Genomic DNA, 24,055 nt, shown 5'->3' on the forward strand with positions numbered 1-24,055 from the left:
GTCAGTTGTTACGAAAGCAGTACAACATACGGATCACTCAATCATTCATTAATGCTTCTAAGGAATAAGCTCATCACCGTTCATAAACGTTTGCAGGTCTTGATCCGCCTTCGATTGGTTGCAAGCATTGCAAGCACAGACGCAATTATCCGGCGTTGTATGCCCGCCCTTAGCGCGCGGCAGCATGTGATCGATCGTATCCCCCTGCTCCCCGCAAAAATAACAAACGTGATGGTCACGCTCCAAGATGTAGCGCCGGAATTCCTTATTGCTGAACAATCGGCGTATCGTATGGCGATTGACGATAACCGCAGCATGCTCCTTCACCAGCGTTATCGCAAGTTCTGGCTCAATTTCTTGATACCAGCGCCGTCCTTTATCCGTCTTGCCTCTCATCCAAATCGTACCTTGACGCGTAGGCTTTAGTACTGCCGGATCATTCGGCAGCGTTATGGATGTCAACGGTGGAACCGGGAATGGTTTGCGGGGATGAGCTTTTCTTCGTATTGCTTTATAATCATTAAGTTGAACATCAGGCAATGAAGCTAAAGCCGCTTTCTCTTGCCTGCAAGCTCGGCATGCACCGCGCCTTGCACCAGCGCCGGCTCGTTTGCCCGTTCGCCGCAGAAACTCAGAGAGCGGTTTCGTTTCCTTGCAAATAACGCATGGTTTGGTAGCAAGAGGTTCTGTATCATCCATCATTTTTTCCGGAGCATATAATTAGCTATGCAGCCGAATTCGTCCCCTCGTGTTTTTATACTATTGTAGCATTAATATAGGTTCGAGGGGGAAATGGCACATAACCTATGATTCCAATAAACCGTATTTCCTCTTGAAGCGCTGCAATATGGCAATCCAGCTGCTCCCAAACACGGCAAGAAAAAAAACATTGGACAGCGCATGCGCAAGATCAAAATAAAAGCTTTGAATGTAGGCAACAAAAATCAAATTCCAGCTCAGCGCGTCTGGCAATCCGATGATAAACCAAATATTCATGATCCAGCCAAACAAGAAGCCCCATCCGAAACCAAATATGAGCAAGCCGGTCTTTGTTTTGATGAGCCAAGTATGCCGCAGCCACCCAGCACTAGCCCCGATCATCCCCCAGCAAAACATTTGCCACGGCGTCCACGGGCCTTGACCTAGAAAGATATTCGATACGACTGCAGCTATTGCGCCGATAATAAAACCCGATTCAGCTCCAAACACAATCGCAGCAATAATGATGACGAAGGATGTGGGCTGAACGCTCGGCAGCGGTGCAAACGGAACGCGGCTAATGGCCGCAATGGCCGCCAGCACAGCAAGGATAACAATCTCGCGCGCTTCGATCTTCCGTCTCTCAAACCTTGCAAAAAAAGGAATCATCGTGACAAATAGCAGCACGATACTTAGCATTAAATAATGATCATCGGTAATGGCAGAGGATAAAGCCATAGCTGCGATGAACAGTCCAATGCTGGCTAAGAACCAGAACTTTATTTTGCCCACGTTGCAATCACATCCTCTGTCGTCAGCGCTTCTGGCAGCCATTCCCGCACCGTTCGATTGATGGCTGTTGTGTAAAAATAATTAGTACCAAAAAATTGCGCCGGCTCCGCCTCAGCAGATATTGCTCCATCAAACAGCATCGCGCAGCGAGTTGCATGCTCGGCAGCAAATTCAATATCATGTGTGACCATGACTATGGTTTTGCCTGCATGGCATAACTGCTGCAGCAGCTCCGCTGTTCGCTGCTTGGCTATGGGATCTAGCCCCTTTGTCGGCTCATCCAAGCATAGAACATCCGGCTCGCCAAGCAGCACTAACGCTAACGCCGCTCTCTGCTGCTCTCCTCCGCTCAAATCATAAGGATGCTTCGGCAAAATAGAGGAAATCTGTAGGGAATCGACAACCTGAGCTATTTTCCGATCCCGATCATCAAGTTTGGCGTAATCCGCCATCCGCTGAAGCTCCTCTTCAACTGTATCGTAGCTAAAATATAGCAGTGGATTTTGCGCCAAATAACCGACTTTAATCGATTTATCCCGCTTCAGCTTGCCTCGCTGCGGCTTTAATAATCCGGCCATCATTTGCAGCATCGTTGTTTTTCCAGCCCCGTTGCCGCCGAGCACCGCCAAAAACTCATGCTTGTACACGTTAAGCGACAGCTTCTTCAAAACCTCTGCACTCGCTTTTTCGTATTTAAACGTTATTTCATCACAAGCAAGCAGCCATTCCTTTTTTTCGAGCTCTCTGCTTTCGTTGATTACTGATTGATTTGCGGCTATTGTATGTACACCGAAATCATTGGAGAGCCACTTCTTCCCTTCACGCACGGTAAGCGGAATTTGATTTGCTTCTGGTAGGTTGCCAGCCTTCTGGGTAGATAGAAACAGCTTCGTAACGGAAGGCAGGTATGGCATTTCTTTTTGTGCTGCATCAGCACCAACGAGCCGGCATAGCTCTCTCGGCGGCGCGTCGTATTTCACTCTGCCTTCCTCCAGCAGAATGATTCGATCTGCAAGTGGAATAACATCCTCCAGCCGATGCTCGCTTATAATAACCGTCATTGACATTTCCTGATTCAGCCGATAAATAAACTGCAGAAAATCTCGTGCCGCTACCGGATCAAGCTGCGAGGTGGGCTCATCTAATAGAAGCAGCTTTGGCTGCAGCAGCAATACTGAAGCAAGATTGATCAGCTGCTTCTGTCCCCCCGATATTTCATGAACGGATTTGTTAATCAGCTCATCCAGCCCAAAGAAATGGCTCATTTCGGCTAGTCGTTTACGCATAACCGCTTGCCCATAACCGACATTTTCCATGGAAAAAGCCAGCTCATGCCATACCTGATCCATCACAATTTGATTTTCAGGATTTTGAAACACCATGCCGATCTGTTCAGCCGCCTCGACCGCAGGCAGCTCCTCTAGCAATACACGTTTATACTTAATGGTGCCTGAGCGTTTTCCCGTAGGCTGCGTTTCTTTTTTCAAATGCCGAAGCAGCGTCGTTTTGCCGCAGCCGGATGCCCCACAAAGAACGACAAAATCGCCTGGCTTGATATTTAAAGTGATGTTATCGAGTGCTGCAACCGTTGATTCCGGATAATGGAACGTCAATTGATCAACCTGAATTACTTCCATGACCTTCTCTCCATTTCTTCAAGTACGACTGGTGTTAACAGAAAGGCGCAATAGCAAGCGTATGCAATGCCTTCCCCCCTATGAAACTGCATGTTTTCCAGACGCGGGTAAATAGTAAGCACACCAAAACCTTGCATCCAGCCCCAAATGCATACTAGTGCCATTGCTCCAAGAAACAATAGAACATACCAATCTCTACGATCCATACGATAGATGACATAAGAGCTTCGTTTAGCTACGCCATACCCTCTAGCTTTCATAGAATCAGCGGTCTGAAGCGCCTCCTCCAAAGACCAGGTCAACAACACACGAACAAGCAGCATGCCGTCCTTGCTCCGTTTTTTCAAGTTGCCTTCAAGAATCGAAACCCCTTTTATTCGTTGAACCGTAGTAATTTGATCCAGTCTCCGCAAGAAAAGCGGTACGAACCGAATCGACATCGAGGTTAGCAGTGCAGTTCGCGGAGCGACTCGTGAAAATAAATACATCCATTTCTCCGTCGTAACAATCTGCTGAAACGATACAAAGGCTAATAAAATGCACAATAAAGAGAGCATCATCGTCACACCATATAAAATAGCTTCCAACGTGATCGGCTGATCCATAAAATAAAATAAAATATGCCGCCCGCGATGAGAAAACAGCGGGTTAAGAACAGCAACCAAACCGCCCATTAGAACATAATAAGGAAGCAGCTTAAGCAGCCGCTTCCCTTCGCCATGAATGACAATAATTACCGTAATCGCAGCAAGTGACGTCAATAAGAAAACAGGATGAAATAAGAGCATGCCGAATGTAATGACTCCTGCATAATAACTGAAGCTCGTAACCGGATGTACCGAACCGAACGCACTATTCATCGAATTTTGCTCCTATATCCTCGCCAAGATCAGTCGTGTACAACCATTCAATAACATCATCTTCATTAACCTTGTAAACCCCGGCGCCCTTGTTAGGGAACTCACCGTTTACTCGGTACATCCAGCCGCTCTTCGCACCCAGATCGAATTCGTAAATATTATCGATGCCTTCGATATAAGCACCGCCTTTAACACCTCTGTATTCCATTTGTATTTTGTTTTTTCTCGTAATTTTCTTCAATACATCTAGAACGGTATCGTCCTTCTTGAACTCTACGGCTGTTGGTGCAAGCACCGTTCCCGTATCTTTGTCCGCGACAATTGAAATCGTAACCGTCTGCACAGGATTCGGCGTTGCAACAGGCGTGACGGGCTTCGCAGTAGCCGCACTGTCTGTTTTGGTTGGTTTCGCAGAAGCAGTAGGCTTCGTTTTTGGATCATCCAGTTTTGGCTCATTTGTCTGCTTCGGCTTCGGGGAAGGCGTTGCTTGCTTACCGCCAGCGTTGTCGGTTGCCTTCCCGTTATCTTGATCTTTAGCTTCGCTAGGCAACTGCGTTGCCTCCGCCGTTTCTGATGCTGAAGTACTCGTTGGCTGCTCATCAGCGGCTTTCTCCGCTTCTTTTCCCACTTGCCCTTCGTTGCTGGTTTGCACTTGATTGGTATTGGAATTAACGCTTTGTGCCGGACTGGCACAGCCAGCTAATAAACCAATAAACAGCCATAGGATGATTAAGCTTGGTAACCATTTCTTGCAGATCTTTGCCATCGTCTCTTTTCTACTCCTTTTTGTCTCATTCACACAAACCTTAACAATAAAAAAAGACCCCCTTCTATTAGGGGATCTGCATGTCGAATGTAAGAATAGCAACCGTATATAACTAAAATATATGATGCGTCCTGCAAAACGATTACGCCTCCACATTCTTTACCCCCGAAGAATGAGAAACAAAATAAAAAAGGCAGGTTTCCTGGCTCGTGCGTCAACGCGATTCTCACACCTTCCCATCCTTGAATCGGACAGTGGCATTTGCAGAGAATCACTCTTCACATACAGTGGCGGGACCGCGCCGGCATTGAACCGGACTTCCCTATTAAGCAAACAAAAGCATGCTTTTGTTTGCACCTTCTCTATTCAATTATGCGATTATTTAATCAATCATATCGGGATTGCTGGGGTTTGTCTATACGGGATTTGAATGATTCGATCGCAAATAGCAGCTGCATCCTCTTGATCATGGGTAACGAACATACAAGTAATTTGGGCTTTGTGAAGCAATCGCTTCAGCTCCTCCCGAATGCTTTGCTTTAAGTGTGAATCCAAACTGCTAAATGGCTCATCCATCAACAGCATCAAGGGAGACGGGGCAAGCGCACGAGCAAAAGCAACACGCTGCTGCTGACCTCCGCTAAGCTCATGCGGATAACGCTTGACGAACTCATTTAACTGTATCAGCTCCAGCATTTCATCCAGCCGTTTGAATCTATCTTTTCTTGATAATCGATGTAAACCAAATAATATATTTTGACCGACAGTCAGATGAGGAAACAATGCATAATCCTGAAACACCATGCCTATGCCGCGCTGCTCAGGCTGAATAAACTGCTGATCATCTACTAAAACCCTGCCGCCAGCGGCAATACGTCCCGAGGCAGGAATCTCAAGCCCGGCAATAATCCGCAGCAGCGTGCTTTTCCCGCAACCGCTTTGACCAAGCACTCCAACAACTTCACCCTTCTGCATTTGCATCGTAAAGTTTTCTAACACACTCTTCTTCCCATTATCATAGCTAAAAGAAACGTTAGTCAGCTCAAAAAAGTTCATCTGGATTTCTTCTCTCCTAACCAATGATAAACAAAAACAGTTGCCGTTCCCACCGTGATTATGAATAAAGACGGTACCGAGGCTTGATGAATTTGCTCATCGCTTGCATATTGATAGGCTTTTGTCGCTAGCGTCTCAAAATTAAACGGGCGCAGCAGCAGCGTCAGCGGCAGCTCCTTCATAATTTCCATAAAGGTAAGCAGGAAGCCTGCTAATATGGAGCCTTTTATTAAAGGTAAATCCACTTTGAAGAAAGTCGCAGTCATACCGATGCCGAGCGTTCTGGAAGCTTCAGAATAACGATTGCCTATTTTATCAAATCCCGCTTCCACCGCATTAAATCCTACACCAAGGAAGCGGATTACATAGGCGAAAATAAGCATCACGAGCGACATGCTGAGCACGAGCTTGCTCGATCCAAAGCCTAACCATGAATAGACGCCGCTTAATTGATGGTCTAGGGAAATAAACAAAGCAAGCACGCCAATGGACAAAACAGCACCCGGGATTGAGTAGCCCATTAAAATTAGCTTCGTTGCTGCAAGCGACAAAAGCGATCGATTCAGGCTCCGGCTTACATTGGCGACAATAACAGCAAGCAGCATCAACACGGTAATCGCAACAATGGAAACCAAAAGCGTGTTTGAGACGAGCTGCGCAAATTTGCTGTTCAATACATCTTGATATGTCCATTTCGCCCAAACGAGGAGCTGAACTACTGGAATAGCGAACGAGAGGGCAAATATAACCGTGCTCACAAAAATAGCAGCAGCTGTCCCTAAATAGGATAACTTCCTTCGTTTAAGCGGATTAAGCTTGCTTGTCGCGGAATGATACCTTCTTCGCCTGCGAAGCAGTCTCTCCATTATAAACAATCCAATAATAGCGCTCATTAGGAGTGCAGATAATCTCAGGGCAGAATCAACGTCGTACATACCAAACCATGTTTTGAAAATCGTTGCAGTAAACGAAGCAATGCCAAAATGTTTGGTTACTCCAAAATCATTCAGTACCTCAAATGCGACGAGGCTGGCTCCGCCGATAATTGCAGCCTGCGACAAAGGCAATACGATTCGAAAAAAGATATGAAGCTGCCCTTTGCCGAGCAATCTTGCGTTTTCTATGAAAGCTGCGCTTTGCTTCTCCATAAAGGTTTTGGTCATCAAATAAATGTAAGGAAATAAAAACATTGAAAATATGAAAATAGCGCCTTTCATGGACAATATATCAAAATAAGCTTGGTTAGGGGTTACGCCGAGCGTATTTCGCATAAAAACTTGTACGCTGCCCGTATAGCTCAGCATAGAACCGTAAGTATAAGCTGCAATATATGGTGGAATAGCCAGTGGCAGCAAAAATGCAAAGTGAAAAAACTTCCGCATCGGGAAATCATAGGCTGCAACAAGCCATGCAAGCGACACGCCGATGATAACGGAGAAAAACACCGTTCCTACTACAAGATATAAAGATTGAACGACAGATTCAAACAGCATATACTCTTTGATTTGCTGCCAGTTTTCATTCGGTTTGTCAAACAAACCGAAAAAAATATAAAGAGACGGAATAAGGGCCATGATGGCCCCTATTACGCTCAATATAACCCAGCCGTTCAATATTCTCTTTAAATTTCGCAAAGAGATGGAAGCCATCATTTTTATTTCCAACCTGCCTTAGCCAGAAGCTCGACTGCTTTTTTGTTATGATCGCCCAGCTTGGAGAAATCCAGCTTCTGTGTTTTAAAGTCACCCCAGCCCTTTAACAACTCAGGCTTTTCTGCAGCAGCATTTACAGGAAATTCGAAGCTTCCTTGCGTTAACAGCGTTTGCCCATCCTTGCCTGTCATGAATTCGATCAGTTTAACAGCGTTATCTTTATTCTTAGCATGCTTAGTAAGGCCTACACCGCTGATGTTAAGATGTGTGCCTGTCGTTTCTTGGTTCGGGAAGAATACGCCAATTTTCTCTGCAACCTTAACCTCTTCCGTATCCTTCGAATTCAACATTTGCCCAACGTAATAAGTGTTCATAATCGCAACATCACCTAGACCAGCAACGACCGCTTTCGCTTGGTCGCGATCTCCGCCTTCTGGATCACGAGCAAAGTTTGCTACAATCCCCTTCGCCCATTCTTCAGCCTTTTGCTCTCCATTTAGTTCGATGAATGAAGCAAGCAGCGACTGATTATAAAGGCTGGCAGACGAGCGCGCCAATACTTTCCCTTTCCATGCGGCATTTGCAAGATCTTCATAGGTGGACAGCTGCTCCGGCTTCACACGATCTTTGGCATAAACGATAACGCGTGCACGGGTTGCAATGCCAACCCAATTGTTTTCGTTATCCCGCAGCTCTGCGGGTACATTACTATCAACCGTTGTGGATTGAATCGGTTGAAGCACTTCATTTTGCTTCGCATAATTTAGAACGCCGCCATCTACTGTAATGAACAGATCTGCTTCTGAGCTTTCTCCTTCTCGCTTCAAACGTTCAACGAGCTCTTCTGCTGTACCTTTAATTTCATTGACTTTAATGCCTGTTTCTTTCGTAAAGGCATCAAACAACTGGCTGTCAACATCATAGTGTCTTGCTGTAAACACGTTTACGACTTGCTCTTTGTTGTTATTCTTACTCGTATCATTACTTCCACCGGCTGCTTCAGTCGTTGCTGGGCTCGCCTCTGGCGATGGCGAAGAAGCATTCGTCTTATCGTTTCCTGCATTATTCGCTCCACAACCTGCTAATACGAGCACTGTCAGCATCGTTAACAATACGACACTTACGATATAATTCTTTTTCATCTTGGTCATACCTCTCGTTCCCACTTTTAATTTGATAATGAAAATCATTACCACCAATTCAACAGTTCCTATTGTAACCTACTAAAATGAGAAAATGCTGTGAAAATAAAAAAAAGCTACCCGACATTCATTTTCGGGTAACTCGTTTAAAAACAGCTGAAACGGTGGTACCTTGATGAAGTTTACTTTCAATGAGCAAACTACCGTCATATCGTTGCACCAAACGGTTCGCAATCGCCAGCCCGAGTCCATGACCGCCGCTTGTGCCGCTCCTCGAACGGTCTGCGCGGTAAAAACGATTCATAACGAGCGGTAAATCCTGATCAGATATGCCAACGCCAAAATCTGTGACTTGAATGACAGCATCCGTTTCCCCTAACAAGCAACAAAGCTCTATTCTTCGGCTTTCTCCCGAATAGTTGACTGCATTATCAAGTAAGATGAGCATAATTTGTTCCAAATGCTGCTCAGACACAAATAGATCTACGTCTGACAAAAGACTCAAATCAGCATGAAAAGTGAACTCCGGATGAAGCACCTCTACATTTCTAATAAGCTGTTCCATCTTCTGCTTCGAATGGCTGCTCATCTCATTCCCGTAAGTCGGCTCTTTCTCTGCACGAGACAATGCGAGCAGCTCATGTACAAGTCCTTTCAGTCGAGCAATTTCCTGCGACGAAGCTTGCAGAGATTCTTCCAGAACTGCAGGGTCATCCTTTCCCCAGCGCTGCAGCAGTGCGAGATGCCCTTCAATGATGGCAATTGGCGTTCTTAGCTCATGAGAAGCATCCTCTACAAATTGTTTCTGTTGCCCGAACGAGCGCTCAAGTTGATCCATCATTTCATTAAAAAGCTTCATGAGCGTTGCAATTTCATCATTTTTATTTTCGTTTAGCTGAACCCTTTCTTGTAAGCCCTTCTGCTTTACGCCGGTCATCGCAACATTCATCGCTTGAAGCGGCTTTAGCAGCTGACGCGCCAGCAATCCTCCGCCGATGCCGCTTATAATAATGGCACCGACACAGCAAATTAACATAATTCGAAAAAAAGCTGAACTAAGCTTCTCAAAATCCTCGATGTTTTTCACAATTTCGATTGTTCCATTAAACGAGAAGATCGTTAAAGGGCTGCGCATAAGCAGCAGGTTTTGGTCAAGAAACCACGACCCTTTGGCAGCTAAACTCGAAGAAGGATAAGCACTTAACCACTGCTCTGTTAGATTATCAGAGACAATCATGATCGGTGCTCCATCTTCATCAAGCACGCGTATTAGCTGATTTTTACCATTTACTTTTTCAAGAAAGCTTCGTATTGAAGTCAGCTCCGATTGCTCGAAAGTGAACTCCTTTTCCAATAAATAGTTTAATATTTCCCGCATGTCTTCCTGTGTGTTCGTCTCTGCTTGTTTATTCATCCACTTCTCTACAAACATATATTGAACGGCATTGTACGCAGCAAATAAAAGAAATAACAGCAGCGCCGACCATAATGTCAGCTTCCACTTGATCGGTATTCGTGAGAAACTTACGCGCAAATTATTCATTTTTTCATCACATACCCAATACCGCGCAGCGTTTGAATGCAGCTCGTTCCTCCGGGGACATCAATCTTATTGCGCAAATATCTCACATATACATCAACAACATTCGTATCGACAGCCGCATCGTAACCCCATACGGTATCAAGCAGCGTTTCGCGTGAGAAGACACGGTTTGGATTTTGCATGAAAGCAAGCAGCAATCCGTATTCCCGCTTAGTCAACTCTATGATTTGTTCGCCTCTGCTAACGATTCTAGCGTCTAAATCAACACTTAACTCGCCAGAAGACAAAATGGAACGCTGATCTGATGCAATCATATCCTGTCGCCTAAATACAACGCGTAGACGTGCAAGCAGCTCTTCAATCGCAAACGGTTTCGGGATATAATCGTCCGCCCCGCTGTCAAGGCCAGATACTCGGTCTGTAACGCTGTCTCTCGCTGTCAGCATAAGAATAGGTGTTGCTTTTGATTCCCGAATACGCCTGCAAACCTCAAGTCCGTCCATGCCAGGCAGCATAAGATCCAATAAAATAACATCCCATTCTTCTCGCAAGGCGCGCTCTAGACCACTATTGCCATCATAAGTAACAACTGTCTCAAACGATTCATGACGCAGCTCAAGCTCAATAAAACGCGCTAAATTTCTTTCATCCTCAATAAGTAAAATCTTTTTCATGGATTGACCCGCCTTTAGTATTGCAAATGCTTGTCTACAGCATATTTTCAATCATTGTAATTGATAATTGTTCTCACAGTCAATCGTTCTATCAAAAAAGAGACAGTCCATGTTCCCATAGACTGTCTCTGGTATTCAAATCTATTAATGCTGTTTGCTCACATGAACCCGTTTAATGAAGAAAGCAACGATCAAACCGATAATGGCAACAATCATAGCGAAAATAAATGCGTTCTGAATTCCTGCTGTCAACGCAAGCGGAGCATTGGCTGGATCTGTAGGATCAGCCACATCCTTCATAAAGCCGGTCATTCCTGCGGTCATAATACTTACTGCAACTGCGGTACCGATAGCGCCAGCGACCTGCTGCAGTGTATTCATAATCGCCGTACCATCCGGGTACAGCTCGCGTGGCAGCTGGTTGAGCCCGTTTGTTTGTGAAGGCATCCATACCATCGAAATACCGATCATCAAGCATGAATGAAGGACAATAATTAATGTAATCGTTGATGCTGTCGTTATGCCTGAGAAGAACCATAGCGCAGCGGCAACGATGACAAGACCTGGAATAACAAGCCACTTAGGACCAAACTTATCGAACAGGCTGCCCATAATGGGAGACATAATTCCGTTAATAAGTCCACCTGGCAGCATAATGAGGCCAGCTGTCAGTGCACTAAGACCAAGTCCACTGATCAAATACATAGGCAGAACGAGCATAGAAGATAATATAACCATCATACAAATAAATACCATTAACGTTCCTACAACAAACATCGGATGCTTAAACGCCCGTAAATTCATCATCGGCTGCTTCATCGTCAATTGACGAACAGCGAAAATCGCAAGGGACAATATACCAACGATCATGGTCGCAATCACTTTTGTACTGCCCCAGCCGCCTTCACCTTCACCCGCGCTGCTAAAGGCAAACACAATACCGCCGAACCCAAGCGTTGAGAATACGAGAGAAAAAATATCAATTTTCGGTTTTGTTATGGTAGATACATTTTGCATATACATAATCCCGAATAATAGTGCAATGACTAGGAACGGAAGCGACAACCAGAAAATCCAGTGCCAGCTTAAGTTTTCAATCAAGAGTCCTGCAATCGTTGGGCCTACAGCAGGCGCAACCATAATAACAAGCCCAATTACACCCATTGCCGCTCCCCGCTTCTCAGCCGGGAAAATAATAAGAATTGTGTTAAACATAAGCGGCAGCAAAAGCGCCGTTCCAACTGCTTGGATAACACGCGCAGCCATAAGAACTTCAAAGCTTGGTGCGAGCGCCGCTACCAATGTTCCTAGTACGGAGAAACTAAGTGCGGCTATGAATAGCTGCCTTGTAGAGAACCACTGGAGCAGCAGCCCCGATACGGGAACCAATATGCCGAGCGTCAGCAAGTATCCCGTTGTCAACCACTGTACCGTTGGCGCCGTGATATCAAAGACGCGAATTAAATCGCTTAGTGCTACATTTAATGCCGTTTCACTAAACATTCCGATAAAACCGCTTAATAATAATGAAATCATAATGGGGATTACTTTATATTTTTGCCCCGTATTTTGTTGCGATTCTGTCATTGTTGCTTGCAAGCCTTCCACTCTCCTATTATCTATCTAGCATTTATTCATGACTTCTCATAGAGAAGGACATTTATTAATGATATACGGCAAACATTTCGCTGCGGATAACAACGGCTGCTTGTCCCGATTCGTCAGCGTTAGAATAAGCGCACCTTCCAATAAGGAAACGGTAACGACGCCAACCTCAACTGCTCTAGTCTCTTCCATTCCAAGTTGAACCAGCCTCTCGGAAATCACGTTCTGCCATGCTGCAAATACACCTTGTCCAGCTGCTCTCAGCTTCTCGCTAATCGATGAGGTTTCGACTGCCATCCAGAAGCTAAACGGCATATAACCCTTATAATCAAACTTCTCTGCGTCATCAGCCATATCAAATACAAAAGCCTGAACGGCTTCAGCAGGGTCCTCATAATCGGCAAATTTCTTTCTCCATTTCTCAATCACAAGCTCCTTCGTGCAGTTAATGCATTCCAGCGCAAGCTCTTCTTTGCCGTTTGGGAAATAATAATAAAGAGATCCCTTCGGACAATCACTTTCTTTAATAATTCGGCTTAATCCCGTCGCATGATAGCCCTGCGTAAAAAAAAGCCTAGCTGCCGTATCAAGTATGGCATGCCTTGTATTATGTTTTTCCGACATTGATTCACTCCTCGATTATAACGATCGGTCTATATAATGAAAACATTGATCCGCTTATCAAGTCAACCTTTTTTTATATCCAGCGACAATAGAACCTTTCGTCCTTCGATTTCATTAATACATAAATCAACTTAATAATGCGATTATTATATATTTTTAATATTAAATATAGATTGCTATAATCAGATTTACATTGAAAGGAGGAATGAAACATGAATTATAGGAAACTAGGTAAAAGCGGCTTATTAGTAAGCGAAGTGGCTCTCGGAAACTGGATAACCCACGGTGCACAAGTGGATGACAACACCGCACAAACATGCGTAAATGCTGCACTAAACGCTGGAATTTCAACTTTCGATACAGCTGATGCTTATTCGGAGACGAGGGCGGAATCGGTCTTAGGTCATTGTTTAAAGGGAATACGTCGTGAAAGTATTGAATTGTGCACGAAGGTTTTTCATCCAACAGGGAATGGGCATAACGATAGAGGGTTATCACGCAAGCATATTATGGAATCATGCCATGCTTCACTTCGCAGATTACAGACGGACTATATTGATATTTATTACGCTCACCGATTCGATACGACCGTATCGCTTGAAGAGACATTTGTGGCGTTTTCCGATTTGGTTCGACAAGGAAAAGTTTTGTATATCGGCGTAAGTGAGTGGACAGCAGATCAGATAACGCAAGGAGCGGCTTTGGCAAGGGAGCTGAAAGTTCCTTTTGTTGCGAGTCAACCCCAATATTCTATGCTATGGCGGGTTATTGAAGCCGAGGTTATTCCCGCTTGCGAGCGTGAAGGAATTGGTCAGATTGTCTGGTCACCACTGGCGCAAGGTATCCTTTCCGGTAAATATGCACCTGACAAGCCAATTCCAGAAGGCTCGCGCGCTTCTACGGCCGCTGGTTCGCCGTTTTTCAAACGTTTGGCAGGACAATGGTTGAATAAAGAAGTCCTTCAGGCAATAGAACAACTAGGGCCGATTGCACAAAAATGCAGCTTAACGCTGCCACAGCTCGCGGTAGCGTGGGTTTTGCAAAATCCGCAGGTGTCCTCCGTTATCATTGGCGCCTCTAAGCCGGAGCAGGTATTGGAAAACGTAAAAGCGGCAGGAGTTTGTCTAGATGCTGAGATCGTAGTGCAAATAAATAACATATTAAAAGACGTTGCTCAGTTTGATGCTAGTAAAACAGGTTAGAGCGTTCACACAAATCAGCTTGTCTGGTTAGCGGCTGTTTCCTCCACTGCTTTTAGAAAATGAGTCAGAACCGTTTCACTCTTCTCTGTTTTCCAGGCTGCATAAAGAGGGACACGCGGTGTATCCTCATCAAATGATCGAAATACGACATCACTGCGTTGAAAAACGGAAACCGAAGAGGGAACAATTGAGATGCCTATGCCTGCAGCTGCCAGATTTACAATCGTGTACATTTGAACAGCTTCCTGTACGATGCGGGGCTGAAATCCATGCTGCCTGCAAAAATCTACAATCAGGTCATGAAATGAAGCCCCCATATGATGTGGTGATAAGATAAAGGGATCTTCTTTCAATGAATGCAGTGAAACGGTTGGTTGAATGGCTAACGGATGTGTTTTGGGCAATACAGCAACTAGTGATTCGTTCGTGAACAGTCTGGATGTGATATGTTTTGAAGGGTCCAGCAACCGATGGAATCCAACATCAATTTCCCCATCATGCAGCGCTTTCAGTTGCTCAGCAGATGTCATTTCAGATAATATAACCTGTACATCTGGGAAACGTTCTCGATATTTCTTTAGAACATTGACCATCATACCGCCTGCTGCTGAATCCACAAACCCGATGGATAAATTGCCTATTTTCCCTTCACTTGCAAGTTGTGTCATCTTTATCGATCGTTCCAAATGAGCAACTATGTTTCTCGATTCCTCCAAAAATATCGCACCGGCAGTCGTAAGTCGAACCTGTCTCTTGGTTCGTTCCAGAAGTTTCACACCAAGCTCTTCTTCAAGAACTTGAATTTGTTGGCTCAATGGAGGCTGAGTCATATTCAGCTTTTGGGCAGCACGGTTAAAATGCAGCTCTTCTGCTACTGCGATAAAATAACGCAGCTTTTTCAAATCCATAGACATCATACCTCTTCCTATTTTAGCTCTGATTTATCACCTTTTCGTCCATGCTCTCCTATCGCCATCGTACCCGATCACGTATCGCACCGCAAATTTTTATTAACGGTTTGAATTTATCCACATACAAAAAGGCAGCCGAAATTGTCCGGCTGCCTTCGCATTTAAACGGTTGATTTAGAAACGAGCAGCTGATGCTGCTGCTTCCTCAAGACCTTTTGCTACAATAGCTTCTGCTTGGTCAGGAAGTTGGTTGTGACCTTCAATGATGATGCTCTCTAGGTTAGTCACACCGTAGAAGCCCATTACTGTGCGGATAAAGTTATGTGCCATTTCAACCGAAGCTGCAGGGCCTTCGGAATAAATGCCGCCGCGAGCAGTAAGCAATACGACTTTTTTATCAGTGATCAGACCAACTGGGCCTTCAGCTGTATATTTGAACGTTTTGCCAGCTTGTGAAAGGTAGTCGATATAAGTGTGCAATACTGCAGGAACAGTGAAGTTCCAAAGCGGGAATGCGAAAACCACTTTATCCGCCGCAAGAAATTGGTTCATATATTTGTCCGAAACAGCTACAGCTGCTTGCTCTTCAGGTGTAAGGTCATAACCGCGAGCTGCTTTGAAGTTGCCGTTAATCATATCAGCGTTCATGTAAGGCAAGTTTTCATTGAACAAATCAAGCTCAACCACTGTGTCTTCTGGATGGCTAGCTTTAAAGCTGTCTAGGAAAGATTGATATAGCTTAACGCTGACTGCTTGTTCGATTCCGCGATCGTTTGCTTTAATAAATAATACTGTACTCATTGTATATTTCCCTCCAAGATGTGTGTTTACTTTTTGTAAGTACCTTAATTGTATATAGTTTTAGAGCAACAATCATCGGTAAATAGTCCGAAAAATCGACATAAAAAAACCGCCAAAGGCGGAGAGCTAGTCTTACGACTATAGTCTTACGTCAGCGTGTTATTCAGGTTCTCGCATTAACTGCACCGCGTATAACGCAGCTTGCGTTCGGTCCGTTAAATCCAATTTGCTTAAAATGCTGCTCACATGCGTTTTGACTGTTTTCTCCGCTACAGTGAGCGAGTGCGCAATATCTTTGTTGCTCATTCCTTTGGTAAGCAATTGCAGCACCTCTAGCTCTCTCGGAGTCAATATTTCACTTAACTCACGAATAGGCAGCCCTTTCACCGAACTAATCTGCGGCGATACTTGAGCGAGCAACGCACTTGCTATATCCGGATGCAGCTGAATATTCCCTTTATAGGCGCTGCGAATTGCTTCTGCAAGCTGATCAGGTTCTACATCCTTCAGCATATACCCAGCAGCTCCGGATTGTAGAGCAGGCACGATATGACTCCGATCCGAGAAGCTGGTGAGCACAAGCACTTTAATATCCGGATTTTGCCTAGCGATTAAATTGCTCGCCTCGATCCCGTCCATAACCGGCATGTTCAGATCCATCAGTATGATATCAGGCTTTAGTTCAGCAGCTTTTTCTACCGCTTCCTTGCCGTTATTCGCTTCACCCACCAGCTCAAAATCAGGCTGCATGCTTAGAAAAAAAGAAATTCCCTTCAACACAATTTGATGATCATCAACGAGCAATATTTTTATCGTCAAAACAGTTCCTCATTCCTCTTCCCACATTTCCATTTCCGTTGCAATCGGTATAACAGCTGTTACCATTGTAGGTTGCCCTTTTCCGCCCGTTATCGTTAGCTCTCCGCCAAGCGTTTCTGCACGTTCCCGCATCGTTAGCATTCCCATGGTCAGTTTTCCTTTACGCTTCTCTTGCGAAAACCCGCGGCCTCGATCCAAAACTTCCAAGCAGGCGCGAGACTCTGTTTTGATGAGCCGCACATAAACTGTATTCGTATCTGCATGTTTCCTTACATTATTAAGCGCCTCTTGCCCGATTCTCCAAAGGGCTTCTTCAATCGCACGCGGAAGCTCGCGAACGCCCTCCACCTTCTCATACACGGTTAAGTCCATGCTCTTGCCATATTGCTTAAGCGCAGTAATTAGCCCATGCTCAAGACCTGCCGGTCGCAGCTGCCATATCAGCGTTCTCATTTCCTTCAGCGCTTCCTGTGACAGCTGTCTTATTTCTTGTAATGATCGTTCCACGACAGGTTCTTTGCCTGCCAGCACCGTCTCGGCGCCCTTCGCTAGAAAGGATAAAGAGAAAACCTTTTGAATAACCGAATCATGCAAATCTCTAGCCATTCGATTTCGCTCTTCCATGCGCGCGAGCTCGCGACGCTGCTCATATACCCGCAAATTTTCTACGCTTAACGTGAAATGATCCCCAAGCGAATACATGAAGTCCTCTAAGTAATCATCAAACTGCTTGCCTAACTGACTGCTTACAAACAGAACGCCAATCGGGCGGCTGCGAATGCGAAGCGGTATTGCTACTGCTGATGAGAACGGTGGTATCCCTATGGATGATAAGGACGAGCAGGAATTGCTGTCGCATTCGGACTGTTTGACAAGACGATTCTCATGAAACGCTTTGCTCACCATCCCGCCTTGATCGATGGCAAGCGAAAGCCACTCTTTTCGGACGTGATTGTCTGTATAATGTGCGCGAAGCGATAATTGCTCTTGTTCATACATAAATAACGATACATGCTGCCAGTTGAACGTATCGCCTATATGGCTCACTGCTTGCAGCGGCAGATGGTTTATATCTTGTATGGCGTTTATTCTCTGAATAACATCACCAAGCTTCGCATAATGAATCGCATGCTGCTCCTGCACCTGATACAGGCGGATTCGCTTAATCGCCGTCCCGATCTGATAAGCAACGGCTTGCAACAGTGCAAGCTCCTCCTCAGTGAAACGATCCTTGCCAGCTTCAGCAACATTTAACAAGCCGAATTGATCCGTTCCTGCTCTTAGCGGAACCGTCGCATGATGAGTAACACCCTCATTATCACCAAGCTTGTTCGTGATGGCATATGTAATTCTTGAGCATTCTATAATATTTACCGCTTGATCCAGCTTGTTTTGCTTAAAGCTTTCAATGCACCAGCAAACCTCGCCGCACATGACCGCCTGATTGTTTGCCGCTAAACCTTGAGGCAAATTATGTGTAGCCACGCAAAGATTTTCACTTTTATTGTCAATCATAAATATCCAGCCCGTAGTAAAACCTGTAACCTGAAGCAGCTTGGCAAGCACATCATTCAGCATTTGATCCATGTCGTTTGTGCTGTTAAGTGTCTCTGCTATCTCCTTCAATGCGACCAGCTCATAAGCTCTTTTTTCTCTGGACATGCTTCCACTTCCTTCTAAGCACACATTATACACCTACCTGAACAGCAAAAAAAAGAGCCGATCCAAAGCAGCTTGCGCTGCTTAAGCTGGATGGCAGGCTCGTTGGATTAGCGCTTTCGAAACGGCTTTTTGATCAAAAGAATATAACAGGCTACAGCACTCAACTCTGCAATGGCTATCCAAATTCCCATAGGGAGCGCATTTGCGCTGCCGCCAAGACCTACGAGCGGTAAAATCATGCCCCCAAATGTAAAGGATAATAACCCGAGCAATGCAGATGCGCTTCCCGCAGCATAGCCATGCTTTTGCATTGCTAAAGAGAAGCCAGTCGTCGAAATAATACCAACGCTTGCTACAACAAAAAACAATGGCACAAGAATCGCAGCGAGCGGCGCGTCAATTAATATCATGATAAGCAATATTCCGCTAGCTGATGCCGAACAAGAGACGCGCTTGTAACGAAATCATCCGTTAGCTGCGGCAGCGCCGGCAAATACATGTCAAGGGACAACGGCCCAAACGCGGAGAGCGATCCAAGCAAGAGGATCAGCCAAAGCCGTTTAATGCCAGTGAATTGATTTTGAGTTTGAATTTTTTTCTGAGCAAGCAAGTAGGGCATCTCATTCTGTGGCACTTTTTCCTTGATCCACTTTATCACCTTTCATTATTTGTTCCAATAGAAAAGTCGTTTCAGCAAATATTTGTCCTCTTTTGTTTTGTTTGTTATGATTGAGCTAATAATGTCGTTTAACGTAGCATCTTGTAGCTACCATTTAGGAGGATCACATGCAAAAGATTAAAATTTTCTCCGGCACTTCGAACCAGAAGTTGGCTGAGGAGTTATGTAAAGAACTTGAGCTCCCGCTAGGCAATGTTGCAATATCAAGGCATCAAAGCGGTGAGATTCATGTTTCATACGGAGAACCTATTCGTACTTGTGACGTATTCATCGTCCAATCACTATCCCATCCCGTTAATGAGCATTTAATCGAAACTCTCGTCATGATAGACGCTGCCAAACGAGCATCAGCGAAAACCATTAATATCGTTATGCCTTACTATGGTTATGCACGTCAGGAAAGAAAGTCGGCACCGAGGGAGCCCATCTCCGCTAAGATGGTAGCCGATGTATTGACTACCGTTGGAGCAAACCGAATCATTACCGTCGATTTGCATGCTGATCCGATTCAAGGCTTCTTCGATATTCCAGTCGATCATTTAACGGCGCTCGATTTGATCATTGATTATTTGCGAAGCAAAAACATTAAAAACCCTGTTGTCGTATCGCCAGATGCGGGCCGAGCTACAACAGCCGAGAAACTTGCCGGCTTGCTGGACTGTCCATTTGCGATCATGATCAAAAATCGTCCCGCTCATAATCAGTCTGAAATCACGCATATCATCGGTGATGTTGAAGATATGACACCAATTATTATTGAAGACTTAATTGATACAGGCAGCACAATTGTAAACGTCGTAGAGGCGCTTAAGAAAAAAGGCGCGCATGATTCCTACATATGTGCAACACATGGCCTGTTCTCAGCCAATGCGCTTGAGAAGCTGGATCATCCGAACATCCGCGAAGTCGTTATTACAGATACGATCAGTATCGGTCAAGAGCATTCGAGTAAATTTGTCGTACTGCCGATGTCCCCGCTCCTTGCAACCGCCATTAAAATCATTACCGAAGGCGGCTCGATTGCAACTTTGTTTAAATCAGGCTCATAGGCCGTCAGTAAAGCAAAATAACATATAACATCAATTATGCCCCCTTGCTCTTTCGCAAGGGGGTATTTATTTTGCATGCGTATAGCTATGGTAAACCGTGGCAAAATAGGTGTATCAATCAAGACGGCAGCGAGGATGGGAGGATAACAATGGATCAAACAGAACCTATCAGCTCAGACCTGAAAATAAACATAGAACGTATAAAAGAAATTTTTTCGGATACAAGCGATTTAGTCATAAGGAAACTAACGATCAAGCAAACAACTGAGCAAGCAGCACTCATATACATCGATGGGCTGACAGATGGAGCAGCAATTAATAGTGACGTCCTTCGTCCCTTGCAGCTAGATTCGAGCGGGGGAAAACCCGGTGATGAGTTAATGATGACCATTGGACAAATCGTACCCGAAACGAATTGGTACCAAATTGAGATAGCAATACTGCACGGCAAATCCATATTATTCGTGAGCGGCAGAGAGGCGGCCTATGTGCTTGGCACAAGCGGCTGGCCGCAGCGGGCAATTGAAGATCCACAAATGGAAGCCTCCTTAAAAGGCGCCCATCAAGGCTTTGTCGAAACCAGCGGCCAAAATATCGCTATGATCAGACGTTATATCCCGAATCGCGAATTAAAAATGAAACGGCTGATTGTCGGTCGGCGCGGCCAGACCTCCGTAACGATTATTTACCTAGAGGATGTAATGAATCCTCAATTGTTAAACGATCTTAAGGATCGCATTCAAAAGATTGACGTAGACGTCATTTTAAACACCGGTGAGCTGGCAGAGCTGATCGAGGATAATCCCTTCTCACTCTTCCCGCAATTCGTTCTTACTGAGCGGCCAGATTCTGCAGCATCGCAAATTTTGCAAGGAAGATGTGTCGTTGTCGTCGACCGTTCGCCAAGCGTACTCGTTGCTCCAGTCAGCTTCTACTCTTATTTCCAAAGCATCGACGATTATAGTACTCGTTGGTCCATTGCAACCTTTTTGAGGCTGCTGCGAATGTTTGCATTTATTACTGCTACATTTTTGCCTGCCTTTTATATCGCAGTTGTTTCCTTCCATATCGAGATCATTCCAATGAAGCTGCTTCTCACCCTGGGAGAATCACGCGGACAAGTACCGTTTCCACCTTTTGTGGAGGCCATTATAATGGAAATCACTTTGGAAATGCTCCGTGAAGCTGGCGTCCGGCTGCCTGCCCCCGTTGGCCAGACGGTTGGCATCGTTGGGGGTATTGTGCTTGGACAAGCTGTCGTTCAAGCAGGCTTAATAAGCAATGTTATGGTTATCGTTGTAGCATTTACAGCCATTTCTTCATTTATTTTGCCGAACTACGATATGGTTGCAGCCGTTCGCTTAATTCGTTTCATGCTCATGATTTTATCCTCACTGTTCGGATTTGTCGGGATCATCGTTGGTTTGATGACGATGATCGCTCATTTATTAACGCTTAAATCGCTTGGTATGCCTTATGGAAGCCCACTGGCTCCGCTCCGTTTCTCAGATTTGAAGGATACCCTAATACGAGCACCATTATGGCTGATGGAAAAAAGACCAAAAAACGCACTCCCGCTTCAAGAAAAACGTCAAACAAACACTCGGAAGGAGGATGGAGCACATTGACGAACACCGAAGGTAATACGATAACTTCGATGCAATTTATATTTATTATTTCCGGTATTCAGATTAGTGTTGCCGTCCTTTCCTTACCGAGAAAGTTAGCAGAAATAGCAGGAACGGACGGCTGGATTTCCATTTTAATTGGTTATGCCATCAGTCTTCTATGCGGGTATATCATTATTATGGTGATGAGACATTGTTCTGATAAAACATTAATTGATGCGCTGCCTGCAATGATGGGGAAATGGCTTGCCAAAGGATTCACCCTATTGTTGGCCTTGTTTTTCCTCTCTCTTATGTACGACGGTCTTGTGCGCACTATCTTGATTATTAAAATTTGGCTGATGCCAAACACCCAGTCCTACATACTCATGATTCTGCTGTTAATACCCGCTTATAAAATCGCTATAAACGGACCGCGCATCTTGGGACGATATGCAGAACTAGTTGCTGTCATATCATGCTGGTTGCCCTTTGTTTATCTATTTACCCTCAAATATGCTCATTGGCTCAACTTGCTGCCCATATTAAAAGTAGGCTGGCTGCCTGTCCTGTCGGCGTTGAAAGTAACGATTTATCCGAATCTGGGCCTGGCTGCCGTTTTTATATTTTATCCTTATTTAGTTAAGAAGGATAAAGCTGCTTCTTCACTATTTATATCCAATACGATTACCCTATCTGTACATCTATTTATTACAATCATATGCTTCATTTACTTCAGTCCCCATGAAATCACACTTTATAATGATCCAATCATCAGTATTCTCAAAACAATTGAATTTCGCTTTATTGAACGGATTGAGGTGCCTTTCATCGCGTTTTATTTGTTTGTCTTCTCACTCGTTTGGATTCCGTCTATGTATATCGTCTCTTTTTGCATAAGCAAGGTTTTCGGGCTAAGCAGCCATCGTGTCCCATTACGCATCTTGTGCATTATGATTGCAATAGCTACTTTTATTCACATCCCCTCATTCAAGCAAAGCGATCAAATGGAATTATGGCTTACTTGGTTTGGTTTTGGGATGGAATATATACTCCCTATTCTACTGCTGATATACATGGTCATCTACAAACGAATACATCGGAGGGCTGAACTATGAAGCTGCGCCTCTTTTTTGTATGTTGCTTGTTCATTACGATTTGTCTTACTGCAACCGCCTGCGGGGATCAGCTGTATTTAGAAAATGCGGCAACACCGCTTGCTCTTGGCATGGATTTGGATAAAAATGAGAAATTTCATTTTTATTCTTCCGCTCCTGTTTTCAGCAAAAATATAAAGAAAAAGAGCCAAGAAACGTCAGGCAGCGCGAATTCGCTTCGGCAATCCAAAGCGATCCAAGACTCGCAATCAAGCGGTTCCATCCAAGGTCGAAATTACCAGGTTATTCTCCTAGGCAGACATTTTCTGAGTTACGAGGATTGGTTTCCGATGCTTGATGTGTTGTTTCGTGATGCAAGAAACACGGTAACCGACCGAGTTATTGCTGTTGATGGCTCTTTAGATGAGGTATTTTCACTAAATCCTCCTGATCAGCCGCTGCTTCCTATTCTTCTCAGAGGCATGGTGGACACCAAATCGATAAAATCGGAAACGTATGCGACGACCGCCCAAGAATTTCACAGGCAGTTTTATGATAAAGGCTTAACGCCTTACATTGCAGAAGTGAAGATCGTCAATAATCAGGTTAGGCTGAAAGGCTCCGCTTTGCTGAATCCGAAAGGCAAATATGAGCTTTCATTGGGCCCCCAAGAAACGATCCTGCTAAGTATTTTGCAGAAACAAGCGGCACCGGGCTTCAGCTTGTCCTATCCCATTCCCGGTGAGCCTGTAAACGGGCCATTCGAAACGAATATTTTAAGCCTAACTGGCGCCAAAGTAAAAACAAAAATCAAAACTACCTATGAAAACAATAAATTCAAGTTTGATATCCACGTGAAGACAAGGGGCAGTCTCTCCGAGCATCTATTCCCTTTCAATGTAGAGAAGGAGGATAAAAAGCTGGAAAAACAAGTAGCTGTTCTCATGCAGGAGCAATTTACGAGCATTATCGAGAAACTGCAAAAACATAAAATCGATCCCATAGGGCTTGGAGTGTATGCAAGAGCAAAGGAATACGAGAAATTTTGCAAGGTAGAGGATCATTGGGGTGAAGCATTTGCGAATGCTGAAGTGCGTGTAAAGGTAGATTTAGAAATCACTTCAATGGGGCCTGTTAAGTAAGTATCGAGGGATTAAAAAAGAAGGATACCAGCAAGT

22 protein-coding genes, 1 pseudogene and 1 riboswitch are annotated in these 24,055 nt (G+C 44.7%); of the genes and pseudogenes, 5 read left to right on the forward strand and 18 right to left on the reverse strand.

What is annotated here, in order from left to right:
* Positions 1 to 57 precede the first annotated feature (57 nt).
* From MHH56_RS21490 to MHH56_RS21545, 12 genes are all read right to left on the reverse strand, one after another.
* Complete coding sequence (locus tag MHH56_RS21490) at positions 58 to 702, reverse strand: HNH endonuclease (protein WP_339203717.1); 645 nt, start codon at positions 700 to 702, stop codon at positions 58 to 60.
* Positions 703 to 804: 102 nt separating this feature from the next.
* A complete protein-coding gene (locus MHH56_RS21495; RefSeq protein ID WP_144376710.1) occupies positions 805 to 1,437 on the reverse strand; it encodes an ECF transporter S component in 633 nt (210 codons plus the stop codon).
* 41 nt (positions 1,438 to 1,478) lie between these two features.
* The gene (locus tag MHH56_RS21500; RefSeq protein WP_339203718.1) at positions 1,479 to 3,128 is read right to left on the reverse strand and encodes an ATP-binding cassette domain-containing protein; all 1,650 of its coding nucleotides are present in this window, start codon (positions 3,126 to 3,128) and stop codon (positions 1,479 to 1,481) included.
* On the reverse strand, positions 3,119 to 3,988 hold the full coding sequence (locus MHH56_RS21505) for an energy-coupling factor transporter transmembrane component T (protein WP_339203719.1): 870 nt from the start codon (positions 3,986 to 3,988) through the stop codon (positions 3,119 to 3,121). Before MHH56_RS21505 ends, MHH56_RS21500 begins: the two co-directional genes overlap by 10 nt.
* Positions 3,981 to 4,754, reverse strand: a complete 774-nt coding sequence (locus tag MHH56_RS21510; RefSeq protein WP_339203720.1) for a DUF4430 domain-containing protein — start codon at positions 4,752 to 4,754, stop codon at positions 3,981 to 3,983. The genes MHH56_RS21505 and MHH56_RS21510 overlap by 8 nt, the downstream gene beginning before the upstream one ends.
* Positions 4,755 to 4,928: 174 nt before the next feature.
* Positions 4,929 to 5,130: riboswitch (cobalamin riboswitch) on the reverse strand.
* 14 nt (positions 5,131 to 5,144) lie between these two features.
* Positions 5,145 to 5,810, reverse strand: coding sequence for an ABC transporter ATP-binding protein (locus MHH56_RS21515; RefSeq protein WP_339203721.1), 666 nt, complete (start codon positions 5,808 to 5,810; stop codon positions 5,145 to 5,147).
* A complete protein-coding gene (locus tag MHH56_RS21520; RefSeq protein ID WP_339203722.1) occupies positions 5,807 to 7,405 on the reverse strand; it encodes an iron ABC transporter permease in 1,599 nt (532 codons plus the stop codon). The genes MHH56_RS21515 and MHH56_RS21520 overlap by 4 nt, the downstream gene beginning before the upstream one ends.
* A 59-nt stretch (positions 7,406 to 7,464) precedes the next feature.
* Positions 7,465 to 8,604, reverse strand: a complete 1,140-nt coding sequence (locus MHH56_RS21525; RefSeq protein ID WP_339203723.1) for a Fe(3+) ABC transporter substrate-binding protein — start codon at positions 8,602 to 8,604, stop codon at positions 7,465 to 7,467.
* A 127-nt stretch (positions 8,605 to 8,731) separates the two neighbouring features.
* Positions 8,732 to 10,147: an ATP-binding protein gene (locus MHH56_RS21530; RefSeq protein WP_339203724.1), complete on the reverse strand. Its 1,416-nt coding sequence runs from the start codon at positions 10,145 to 10,147 to the stop codon at positions 8,732 to 8,734.
* Positions 10,144 to 10,821, reverse strand: coding sequence for a response regulator transcription factor (locus MHH56_RS21535; protein ID WP_339203725.1), 678 nt, complete (start codon positions 10,819 to 10,821; stop codon positions 10,144 to 10,146). The genes MHH56_RS21530 and MHH56_RS21535 overlap by 4 nt, the downstream gene beginning before the upstream one ends.
* A 144-nt stretch (positions 10,822 to 10,965) precedes the next feature.
* Complete coding sequence (locus tag MHH56_RS21540; protein WP_339203726.1) at positions 10,966 to 12,408, reverse strand: DHA2 family efflux MFS transporter permease subunit; 1,443 nt, start codon at positions 12,406 to 12,408, stop codon at positions 10,966 to 10,968.
* A 57-nt stretch (positions 12,409 to 12,465) separates the two neighbouring features.
* Positions 12,466 to 13,050 carry a TetR/AcrR family transcriptional regulator gene (locus MHH56_RS21545; RefSeq protein ID WP_339203727.1) on the reverse strand — a complete coding sequence of 195 codons (585 nt, stop codon included), beginning with the start codon at positions 13,048 to 13,050 and terminating at the stop codon, positions 12,466 to 12,468.
* A 212-nt stretch (positions 13,051 to 13,262) separates the two neighbouring features.
* On the opposite strand from MHH56_RS21545, the gene MHH56_RS21550 reads away from it, so the two are divergent.
* On the forward strand, positions 13,263 to 14,252 hold the full coding sequence (locus MHH56_RS21550) for an aldo/keto reductase family protein (protein ID WP_339203728.1): 990 nt from the start codon (positions 13,263 to 13,265) through the stop codon (positions 14,250 to 14,252).
* 14 nt (positions 14,253 to 14,266) lie between these two features.
* Here the strand turns inward: MHH56_RS21550 and MHH56_RS21555 are convergent, their stop codons facing one another.
* From MHH56_RS21555 to MHH56_RS21580, 6 genes and pseudogenes are all read right to left on the reverse strand, one after another.
* A complete protein-coding gene (locus MHH56_RS21555; RefSeq protein WP_339203729.1) occupies positions 14,267 to 15,160 on the reverse strand; it encodes a LysR substrate-binding domain-containing protein in 894 nt (297 codons plus the stop codon).
* Positions 15,161 to 15,337: 177 nt separating this feature from the next.
* The gene (locus MHH56_RS21560) at positions 15,338 to 15,964 is read right to left on the reverse strand and encodes an FMN-dependent NADH-azoreductase (RefSeq protein WP_076266669.1); all 627 of its coding nucleotides are present in this window, start codon (positions 15,962 to 15,964) and stop codon (positions 15,338 to 15,340) included.
* 159 nt (positions 15,965 to 16,123) lie between these two features.
* Entirely contained in the window at positions 16,124 to 16,783 is a 660-nt protein-coding gene (locus MHH56_RS21565) for a response regulator transcription factor (protein WP_076266668.1), read from the reverse strand.
* 9 nt (positions 16,784 to 16,792) lie between these two features.
* Positions 16,793 to 18,445: a GAF domain-containing sensor histidine kinase gene (locus MHH56_RS21570; RefSeq protein ID WP_339203731.1), complete on the reverse strand. Its 1,653-nt coding sequence runs from the start codon at positions 18,443 to 18,445 to the stop codon at positions 16,793 to 16,795.
* Between the two features lie 107 nt (positions 18,446 to 18,552).
* Positions 18,553 to 18,870, reverse strand: a pseudogene (locus MHH56_RS21575) (MFS transporter); the annotation flags it as partial.
* Positions 18,852 to 19,103, reverse strand: coding sequence for a hypothetical protein (locus MHH56_RS21580; protein ID WP_339203732.1), 252 nt, complete (start codon positions 19,101 to 19,103; stop codon positions 18,852 to 18,854). The gene MHH56_RS21580 and the pseudogene MHH56_RS21575, both read right to left, overlap by 19 nt.
* Before the next feature lie 128 nt (positions 19,104 to 19,231).
* On the opposite strand from MHH56_RS21580, the gene MHH56_RS21585 reads away from it, so the two are divergent.
* The 4 genes from MHH56_RS21585 (at position 19,232) to MHH56_RS21600 (ending at position 24,019) form a co-directional block, all read left to right on the forward strand.
* Positions 19,232 to 20,173 (forward strand): ribose-phosphate pyrophosphokinase, encoded by a 942-nt coding sequence (locus MHH56_RS21585; RefSeq protein WP_076266664.1) that lies wholly within the window; start codon positions 19,232 to 19,234, stop codon positions 20,171 to 20,173.
* Between the two features lie 149 nt (positions 20,174 to 20,322).
* A complete protein-coding gene (locus MHH56_RS21590; RefSeq protein WP_339203734.1) occupies positions 20,323 to 21,801 on the forward strand; it encodes a spore germination protein in 1,479 nt (492 codons plus the stop codon).
* Complete coding sequence (locus MHH56_RS21595; RefSeq protein ID WP_339203735.1) at positions 21,798 to 22,898, forward strand: endospore germination permease; 1,101 nt, start codon at positions 21,798 to 21,800, stop codon at positions 22,896 to 22,898. Before MHH56_RS21590 ends, MHH56_RS21595 begins: the two co-directional genes overlap by 4 nt.
* Complete coding sequence (locus tag MHH56_RS21600; protein ID WP_339203737.1) at positions 22,895 to 24,019, forward strand: Ger(x)C family spore germination protein; 1,125 nt, start codon at positions 22,895 to 22,897, stop codon at positions 24,017 to 24,019. The genes MHH56_RS21595 and MHH56_RS21600 overlap by 4 nt, the downstream gene beginning before the upstream one ends.
* The last annotated feature ends 36 nt before the right edge of the window (positions 24,020 to 24,055 follow it).

It is taken from the genome of Paenibacillus sp. FSL K6-3182 (assembly GCF_037976325.1).
Classification (GTDB): Bacteria; Bacillota; Bacilli; order Paenibacillales; family Paenibacillaceae; genus Pristimantibacillus.

Bases quoted from the DNA above. Each gene is read 5' to 3' on its own strand.
- MHH56_RS21490 (WP_339203717.1), bottom strand. From the start codon at position 702: ATGATGGATGATACAGAACCTCTTGCTACCAAACCATGCGTTATTTGC.
- MHH56_RS21495 (WP_144376710.1), bottom strand. From the start codon at position 1,437: ATGGCTTTATCCTCTGCCATTACCGATGATCATTATTTAATGCTAAGT.
- MHH56_RS21500 (WP_339203718.1), bottom strand. From the start codon at position 3,128: ATGGAAGTAATTCAGGTTGATCAATTGACGTTCCATTATCCGGAATCA.
- MHH56_RS21505 (WP_339203719.1), bottom strand. From the start codon at position 3,988: ATGAATAGTGCGTTCGGTTCGGTACATCCGGTTACGAGCTTCAGTTAT.
- MHH56_RS21510 (WP_339203720.1), bottom strand. From the start codon at position 4,754: ATGGCAAAGATCTGCAAGAAATGGTTACCAAGCTTAATCATCCTATGG.
- MHH56_RS21515 (WP_339203721.1), bottom strand. From the start codon at position 5,810: ATGAACTTTTTTGAGCTGACTAACGTTTCTTTTAGCTATGATAATGGG.
- MHH56_RS21525 (WP_339203723.1), bottom strand. From the start codon at position 8,604: ATGAAAAAGAATTATATCGTAAGTGTCGTATTGTTAACGATGCTGACA.
- MHH56_RS21530 (WP_339203724.1), bottom strand. From the start codon at position 10,147: ATGAATAATTTGCGCGTAAGTTTCTCACGAATACCGATCAAGTGGAAG.
- MHH56_RS21535 (WP_339203725.1), bottom strand. From the start codon at position 10,821: ATGAAAAAGATTTTACTTATTGAGGATGAAAGAAATTTAGCGCGTTTT.
- MHH56_RS21540 (WP_339203726.1), bottom strand. From the start codon at position 12,408: ATGACAGAATCGCAACAAAATACGGGGCAAAAATATAAAGTAATCCCC.
- MHH56_RS21545 (WP_339203727.1), bottom strand. From the start codon at position 13,050: ATGTCGGAAAAACATAATACAAGGCATGCCATACTTGATACGGCAGCT.
- MHH56_RS21550 (WP_339203728.1), top strand. From the start codon at position 13,263: ATGAATTATAGGAAACTAGGTAAAAGCGGCTTATTAGTAAGCGAAGTG.
- MHH56_RS21555 (WP_339203729.1), bottom strand. From the start codon at position 15,160: ATGGATTTGAAAAAGCTGCGTTATTTTATCGCAGTAGCAGAAGAGCTG.
- MHH56_RS21560 (WP_076266669.1), bottom strand. From the start codon at position 15,964: ATGAGTACAGTATTATTTATTAAAGCAAACGATCGCGGAATCGAACAA.
- MHH56_RS21570 (WP_339203731.1), bottom strand. From the start codon at position 18,445: ATGTCCAGAGAAAAAAGAGCTTATGAGCTGGTCGCATTGAAGGAGATA.
- MHH56_RS21585 (WP_076266664.1), top strand. From the start codon at position 19,232: ATGCAAAAGATTAAAATTTTCTCCGGCACTTCGAACCAGAAGTTGGCT.
- MHH56_RS21590 (WP_339203734.1), top strand. From the start codon at position 20,323: ATGGATCAAACAGAACCTATCAGCTCAGACCTGAAAATAAACATAGAA.
- MHH56_RS21600 (WP_339203737.1), top strand. From the start codon at position 22,895: ATGAAGCTGCGCCTCTTTTTTGTATGTTGCTTGTTCATTACGATTTGT.